This window comes from Lapidilactobacillus bayanensis, assembly GCF_003946695.1.
Classification (GTDB): Bacteria; Bacillota; Bacilli; order Lactobacillales; family Lactobacillaceae; genus Lapidilactobacillus; species Lapidilactobacillus bayanensis.
The window spans coordinates 1-6,963 of the sequence record NZ_RHOX01000049.1; the positions used below are offsets into that span (position 1 = coordinate 1).

The window sequence follows — 6,963 nt, forward strand, 5'->3', positions numbered from 1 at the left end:
CAGGTCTTGTTGTAAGTAATAAATTACTAACAACAATTTCACCACTGAGCGGTATTTATTTTCCCTCACTAAACAAATAAGCTGGCAACCTTTGCGTAAGCGCTGAATTGACGAGTGGTTAAACTACCTTTCAATTTTGAGAAGTATAAATTAGAAGTTTAGTTGTACTAACGCACTTTCGTCAGTGCTGGAGGAAAATCGCGGTCAGCTGTGAAATTCTCGTTAATGGTTTACCATTTACGGCAAGGCCGAGCTTTAAGACAATCTGTGATTGGCTTAAAGTCGAGCCCACGGCGTTCCACCAGCGCATTTCCCGCAGGCACGAAGAAGCACAACAATAACAGTTTTAGGGCTTAGCACTTACAATAAAGCGCGTGTTTTTAAACTCGTTCAATCATTGCAATCAAAAAAGTCTGGTTCAAATAAAACTTGAACCAGACTTCATCAATTACTGTGCAATTGATTTACGCGCTGCGATTGGTGACAGACCGCTATGACTAACCACGATTTTGTTATTTAATTCAATCACATTGCTTTTATCAAGCGCGTCGCTTTCTGTAATCGTGAGCAAAGCGGAGTTTTCGTAAATTTTTTCGACAATACCGACAAAGTCGCGTTCCATATCTTCCTTAACGTGACAATTTAATGTATCGCCAACATGAATATCTGAAATTTTCATTAGTGTTCCCCACAATCTAATTAATTTTCGTAAATTAGGAGTCGTTATGAGTAAAACAGTTACCAATAAATTGTTTATTATTACCGGCGCTTCTGGTACCGGCAAAACAACGATTAGTAATTATCTGCGTGACAATTATGGCATTCAACGTGTCATCACCCACACAACACGGCCACCACGGGCTAACGAGCTTGATGGACGCGATTATTACTTTGAAACTGAAACAAGTTTTAGTCAGAATCATTACATTGAGTCGGTCAGTTATTCGGGCTATCATTATGGTTCATCACGCGAGGCGCTACAACGAGCGTGGCGGCGTCAACCCTACGTCAGCTTAGTTGTGGAGACTAAAGGGGCAGAGGCCTACGCGCAAGTGATGCGTCAACAGATCGTGGTCTTATTTATGACCGTTTCCAATCCGGAAGTGCTATTACCAAGATTAGAAGCACGCGGTGATCAACCTACTGAAATTGAGAAAAGATTAGCAAGTGCGGAATCAAAGCGCGATTTGCAAGTGCCGCCAGCTTTGCAATCAATTGCCAAAATGATCAACAATGATAATTGGCTGGCAGCAAAACAGCAAGTCGACGCAATTATTAAGGCAGAAATTCGCCAAAACTTTTCAGAATAACGGTGTTTCAATGAATGATACGAAAGAGTATAGCATATTCTAAAATTTATTCACAAGACTTAAGACTGATTTTTATAAATTATCTTGCTGAATCATTAAAAAAATAGCTGTTGTTGATTAAAAAAGTGGAGGAAAGTCTGACAGCGACTTTTCTCCACTTTTTAACCACACAGCTATTTTTTATTTTAGAATTGAAAGGATCGTTCGGGTGATGCGGCACCGTAACCAAACACTTGCAACTGTCGTGTTTGTGCGTTGATGTCGATCACATAACCAGCAAATTCCGTCAGCGTACCTTGCCGACGATTCCAGGCACGATTGTACGTCGTTGTTAAGGCGTGGTCTCGCCCCATTAAGGCGCTGCAATTCAAAAGGACATATTGAATACCATTGATTTGATAAGCATTTTCAGTATGCAAGTGGCCACAAATATAAGCCCAGATTTGTCCGGATTTATTCTGACTGAAATCAAAAGGTAAATCGACCGCAAAATCTGGATTAGTCTGCCTTGGTTGCAAACGTCCCTTTAAATGACGATTAAAGGCGACGAGCAGCTCGTGGACAGCATGGCCGTTATATTGTAGGCCGTCACCCCCATCAGCCTTTAATAGGTTGGCATGACCCAAAATAACGATCTGTTTAGTTTGACTTTGTTGGAGAATGGTAATGAGTTCGGCAATTTGTTGTTGACGAATGGCCAGCGTTAATTTCACGTCATATTTTTTAAGGCCGTTCGCAGCAATCAAGTAAGGTACATCACTGGTGTTAATCGAGATGACGCGAACGTGCCCTTTGTCGAAATAACTAAGACCAGTTTGGTAACTTAAGTGGTTAATTTGCGGTTGAGCAAACAACTTCTTATAGACAAGATTGCCGTAAGTGTTAGCTTGAAAACTAGGGTGTTGTTGAAAAAGTTTCTCGTCATATTTGTCGTTTTCATCATGATTACCCTTAGCCATGAAAAAAGGAGTCTTATCTTGATTAAGTATGGCAACGATTTTGCCTAAGTGAGCCTGACTAATACTACCAGTGTCGGAGCCGTCGATGGCGTCTCCTAAATGGCCTTTGAAATCGAGCAGGCCGGTTTGATCAAGCAAGTTTAATTCTGCGATGTGCTGTAAACCGTTGCTGCCATAATACGTGTAATTAACGTCGGCTTTATCGTGCGTGTCCGTGACGACGCCCAACGTTAATGAAGCCGGTGTTAATTTCGGGCTGATCTTTTCGGAGAAATCTTGTAAATATTGCTTGACGAATTGCCGTGGTCCCAAAGGAATCTCAGTTAGCGCGTTATAACGCTTAAAGTAAGTTGAATAGCTACGAAAATAAAGCGGACCAGTAAGCCCGTCCGCTTTTTGTTGAGGTAATAAAAGTTGTTGCCGTTCTGGCGTGACAATCAGGCTATAACTAACTTTTTTACCGTTATCATTAATTAAAGGCACCGTGTAAACACCGGGCTTCTTTTGTTGAGCCAATTGTTTAGTCCAGTGTTTCTTAAGAAAATTAGTCAATTTGTTCATGACAATTTAAACCTAACGAATAACTTCGTGAATTAATTTCGGCAATTCTGGTTGCGTTGGGCCAATCTTAAAACTATTGAGCACTTGCGCTTGAACTTCTTCGGGAGCTTCGTTATTGACGTAAAGGGTTGCTAAAGGTTCGCCAACAGCAACGACATCGCCTAATTTCTTGTGCATGATAATGCCCACACCGGGATCAACAATGTCATCTTTCTTAGCGCGGCCGCCACCAATCTTAACGGAAGCTAAACCAAGTTCGTTCGTTTCAATACCAGTCACATAACCGGCAGTGGTGGCAATTACGTCAACTTGACCATCTGCTTGGGGCAACTTCTCAGGATGATCAACGACACTAGCGTCGCCGCCTTGATCCGTAATTAATTGTTTGAAGGCTGCAAGGGCGCTGCCGTCTTTAATATGGCCTTCAAGAATTGTCCGCGCTTCGTCAGTGCTCTCTGTGATACCGGCCAGAACTAACATTTCTGCACCTAAAATCAAAGTTAATTCAGTCACATCTTTTGGACCTTCACCACGTAAAACGTCGATGGATTCTTTAATTTCATTCGCATTACCAATGGCATAGCCTAATGGTTGGTTCATATCTGTTAAGTAAGCTACACAAGGAACGTTGTTTTGACGACCGATTTCAACTAACGTCTCCGCTAATTTACGAGCGCGTTCTTCCGTCTTCATGAAGGCACCGTTACCAGTTTTGACATCTAAAACTAAAGCGTTGGTGCCAGAAGCTAACTTCTTACTCATAATCGAGCTGGCGATTAAAGGAATTGATTCTACCGTTGACGTGACATCGCGCAAAGCATAAATTTTACGATCAGCAGGAGCCACATCTTTAGTCGCACTAATAATTGCTGTCCCATGTTCACTGACTTGCTTAATGAATTGATCAACTGTTTCATCAACGTTATAACCCGGAATAGCCTCTAATTTGTCTAAGGTACCACCAGTATGACCTAAACCACGACCGGAAATCATTGGATTCTTAACACCAGCACTGGCAACCAATGGCGCTAATGGAATACTGATCTTATCGCCGACACCGCCAGTTGAATGCTTATCAACTTTAACGCCAGGAATCATGGCTAAGTTTAAAACCTCACCAGAATCAAGCATCGCCTTAGCTAATGCAGAAGTTTCATCGTGAGTCATGCCATTTAAATAAATAGCCATTAACAAGGCACTAACTTGGTAATCAGGAATATTATCGGCCGTATATTCGTTAATAATAAAATTAATTTCGGCGGTAGTTAAAACTTCGTGATCGCGTTTCTTGGCGATCAAATCAATCATACGCATTTGTATTATCCTCCTAAAATAATTGCATTGACAAAAAAGTCATGGAAACTGAGAGCAAAATTGCGCTTGCCTTATTTTGGCATTGGCGCGGGATCATAGGCTAAATTCCAATACTTTAGCCACGCCATTTTGGCCGACCCGAAATGAAGTCAAAAAGCGACATAGTTAATAGTGAAACGCAATTTGATTTTGCCCATGTCTAAAGCAAACGCCCAAAATAACTTTGTATAATTCTATTCATAGTGTAACAAATATCGCGGTTAAGTGCGACCCAAGCTCCTAAGAAATTTCATAATTAAAGGGTAATTCTAGGCGGTCTATGTTGAATTCACTTCGAAAAAACGCTATCTTGAAGATAATAAATTTAAATGAGGTGGATCATGTTAACTGCTCAAGAATTAAAAGCGTTACCTAAAGTTGAATTGCACTGTCATTTAGATGGTTCATTGTCTTTAAAAGCAATTCGCCGGTTGGCACAAATGGCCAACGTTCAGTTACCGCAAACAGATACCGCGTTGCGTGACCTTGTGAGTGTTCCTGATGATATTGAGAATTTATTAGCTTATTTAAAGCGCTTTGATGTGATTTTGCCACTTTTACAAACGAAGGAGGCACTCGAACTGGCCGCTTATGATGTGATTGAGCAATGTGCCGCCGAGAATGTGCGTTATATTGAAGTTCGGTTTGCCCCAGACTTTTCAACAGAAAAAAACTTGAGTGTGGCCGAGGCAATTGCGGCTGTGCTTAAGGGATTACAACGCGCCAAAACAGATTTCGGCGTGGCGTCAGGCTTGTTAGTTTGTGCCATGCGCCAATATTCTAACGCGCGTAGTCAGGCGATGTTTCAAGCGGCGCAACCATTTCTAGGGCAGGGATTAGTTGGCGGAGACTTCGCTGGCAATGAGGCAGATTTTCCGACGGAAGTGATTGCACCGGCCCTTAAAACGGCGCAGGAATTAGGTATCCCCATGACCTTACACGCTGGCGAAAGTCATTGTGTGCATAATGTGATGGCCGCTTTGGCATTAGGTGTTCGTCGATTTGGCCACGGTGTCGCTTTAGGTGGTCATCCTGATTTTCAAAAGCAGGTCAGTCAAGCTGGCGGTGTTTTGGAAATGTGTTTGACGAGTAATCTGCAAACTAAAGCAATTCCTAATATTGCCAGCTATCCGGTAGCAGAATTATTGGCAAATCATGTTAAAATTACGATCAATACCGACAATCGTACAGTTTCAAATACGAATTTAACCAAAGAATATGAGTTGTGGCAGCAGTATTTTGGTATTACTAAGGACCAATTCCATGAATTCAATCTTAATGCGATTAATGCAGCGTTCTGTTCAGAAACAATTCGCCGGCGAGTGATTGGTGAATTAAACGCGGGTTACTAAGACACACATTCTAGTTTGTATTTCCACGATAATTCAGCAGCAGTAGATTTGAAAAAGTTATTGACAAGCTGCAACTTATTTACGGTTATGTTTCAAAACATGTGAGATGAAAGGTCTCAAAAGAATCACTTCCATTTTTCAGCCTGCCAATCGGAACGCAGTCGCCGCTATCAATCCGATAACGGTTTTTTATATCAAAAAGCAGCAGTTAATTAGACTGCTGCTTTTTTTGTGTACCCAATATTCTCAGACTGCATTTAAACAGTTTATTTTGTTTCAGATAGGAAAGACTCGCACTGTTCTTTAAAGGCGATGAAAGAATTTATTGAGCCCAAAGATTTTTGGATCTGCAGAATCTCCTCGACATGCGCCCAATCTGACTTTGAATGTGAATTACAGTATAAGTAAATGGCCTCGGCTAGTTTGATATAGGACCTTACTGGCATAAGTTCCTCTTCTACCTTGAGACCTTTCATGATTTGGATTATTGTCGGAAAATAAAAAAACAAACAACGCATTCATCTTGATAAGATTAGCTATTTAGCAATTTAGAATTGTGATATAATCAACAAATAAACAATTTGAATTACAGTTCGCTCAGCACGACTATTTTTAAATAGGGCTAACACAACTATTAACAGTAAGAATGATTCGCCTTGATTAATCCGGATGATATTTCTAGCATTGTAACAACCTAATAAGGGCAACGAACAAAATAAAGGGAGTGGCTAACATGTGGCAATTACTCAAAAAAGAATTTAAATTGCAACCGTGGGCACTTTTTAGTTTGCTTTTTTGTGCAATGCTGCTGTTCCTATTTGTGCCAACATATCGCTCCGAACTATCTTTGTATGCCTATGATCGCGCACACCCGTTTTCAGAGCAAACAAAACCAACGACAGTTGCCCAGACGGGGGCTTACTATGCCAACATAGAGATTGAAGAAGCAACGCAAATTCTGGACAAGGATGGTTCATCCCATTGGAGTATTTTTCCATTAGAAAATCCCCAACATCAGTCATGGCGCAATCTGGTTAAACGGTTCATTGCCGGGCTTAAAGATAAAAATTATCGTGCAGTCAACCGCATTCTTTATGAAGCTAATTATCAGCATCCTGAATTTTCGGATAAAGAAGTCGTACTTTTTAATTATATGGCGCGATCTGGATACGATGAAAAACACATCATATTAAATCATTTCATCAAATATAATCTTAATACAACCTATGTTGTTGGGAACACAGACATTTTGCCGGCACTGATTTCTTATTTTGGTGGCGGGCTATTCATGCGCAGCACTGATGAAAAAGACGTCAGTACAAAAAGATTAACGCTCATTGTTGTGATTTGTTCCCAAATTGCAAGAACAAATTAGCCACACGATAAATCCTATTAAATCAGTATTTTCATTAATATTCATATTTTATG

Annotated in this window: 6 protein-coding genes; 3 read left to right on the top strand and 3 right to left on the bottom strand. The window is 40.7% G+C overall.

The window, feature by feature from the left end:
- Positions 1-448 precede the first annotated feature (448 nt).
- On the bottom strand, positions 449-679 hold the full coding sequence (locus tag EKM65_RS10870; RefSeq protein WP_125608397.1) for a DUF2187 domain-containing protein: 231 nt from the start codon (positions 677-679) through the stop codon (positions 449-451).
- A 46-nt stretch (positions 680-725) separates the two neighbouring features.
- On the opposite strand from EKM65_RS10870, the gene EKM65_RS10875 reads away from it, so the two are divergent.
- A complete protein-coding gene (locus EKM65_RS10875; RefSeq protein ID WP_125608399.1) occupies positions 726-1,310 on the top strand; it encodes a guanylate kinase in 585 nt (194 codons plus the stop codon).
- Between the two features lie 185 nt (positions 1,311-1,495).
- Here the strand turns inward: EKM65_RS10875 and EKM65_RS10880 are convergent, their stop codons facing one another.
- The gene (locus tag EKM65_RS10880) at positions 1,496-2,830 is read right to left on the bottom strand and encodes a metallophosphoesterase family protein (protein ID WP_125608401.1); all 1,335 of its coding nucleotides are present in this window, start codon (positions 2,828-2,830) and stop codon (positions 1,496-1,498) included.
- A 12-nt stretch (positions 2,831-2,842) separates the two neighbouring features.
- Positions 2,843-4,144 (bottom strand): pyrimidine-nucleoside phosphorylase, encoded by a 1,302-nt coding sequence (locus tag EKM65_RS10885; protein WP_125608403.1) that lies wholly within the window; start codon positions 4,142-4,144, stop codon positions 2,843-2,845.
- Between the two features lie 380 nt (positions 4,145-4,524).
- Here EKM65_RS10885 and add point away from each other — a divergent pair, with 380 nt between their 5' ends.
- Both add and EKM65_RS10895 read left to right on the top strand, forming a co-directional pair.
- On the top strand, positions 4,525-5,535 hold the full coding sequence (gene add / locus EKM65_RS10890) for an adenosine deaminase (protein ID WP_125608405.1): 1,011 nt from the start codon (positions 4,525-4,527) through the stop codon (positions 5,533-5,535).
- Between the two features lie 733 nt (positions 5,536-6,268).
- Complete coding sequence (locus tag EKM65_RS10895; protein ID WP_125608407.1) at positions 6,269-6,910, top strand: hypothetical protein; 642 nt, start codon at positions 6,269-6,271, stop codon at positions 6,908-6,910.
- Positions 6,911-6,963: the final 53 nt, after the last annotated feature.

Excerpts from the sequence above, each read along its gene's own strand:
- EKM65_RS10870 (WP_125608397.1), bottom strand. The coding sequence starts at position 679 with ATGAAAATTTCAGATATTCATGTTGGCGATACATTAAATTGTCACGTT.
- EKM65_RS10875 (WP_125608399.1), top strand. The coding sequence starts at position 726 with ATGAGTAAAACAGTTACCAATAAATTGTTTATTATTACCGGCGCTTCT.
- EKM65_RS10880 (WP_125608401.1), bottom strand. The coding sequence starts at position 2,830 with ATGAACAAATTGACTAATTTTCTTAAGAAACACTGGACTAAACAATTG.
- EKM65_RS10885 (WP_125608403.1), bottom strand. The coding sequence starts at position 4,144 with ATGCGTATGATTGATTTGATCGCCAAGAAACGCGATCACGAAGTTTTA.
- add (WP_125608405.1), top strand. The coding sequence starts at position 4,525 with ATGTTAACTGCTCAAGAATTAAAAGCGTTACCTAAAGTTGAATTGCAC.
- EKM65_RS10895 (WP_125608407.1), top strand. The coding sequence starts at position 6,269 with ATGTGGCAATTACTCAAAAAAGAATTTAAATTGCAACCGTGGGCACTT.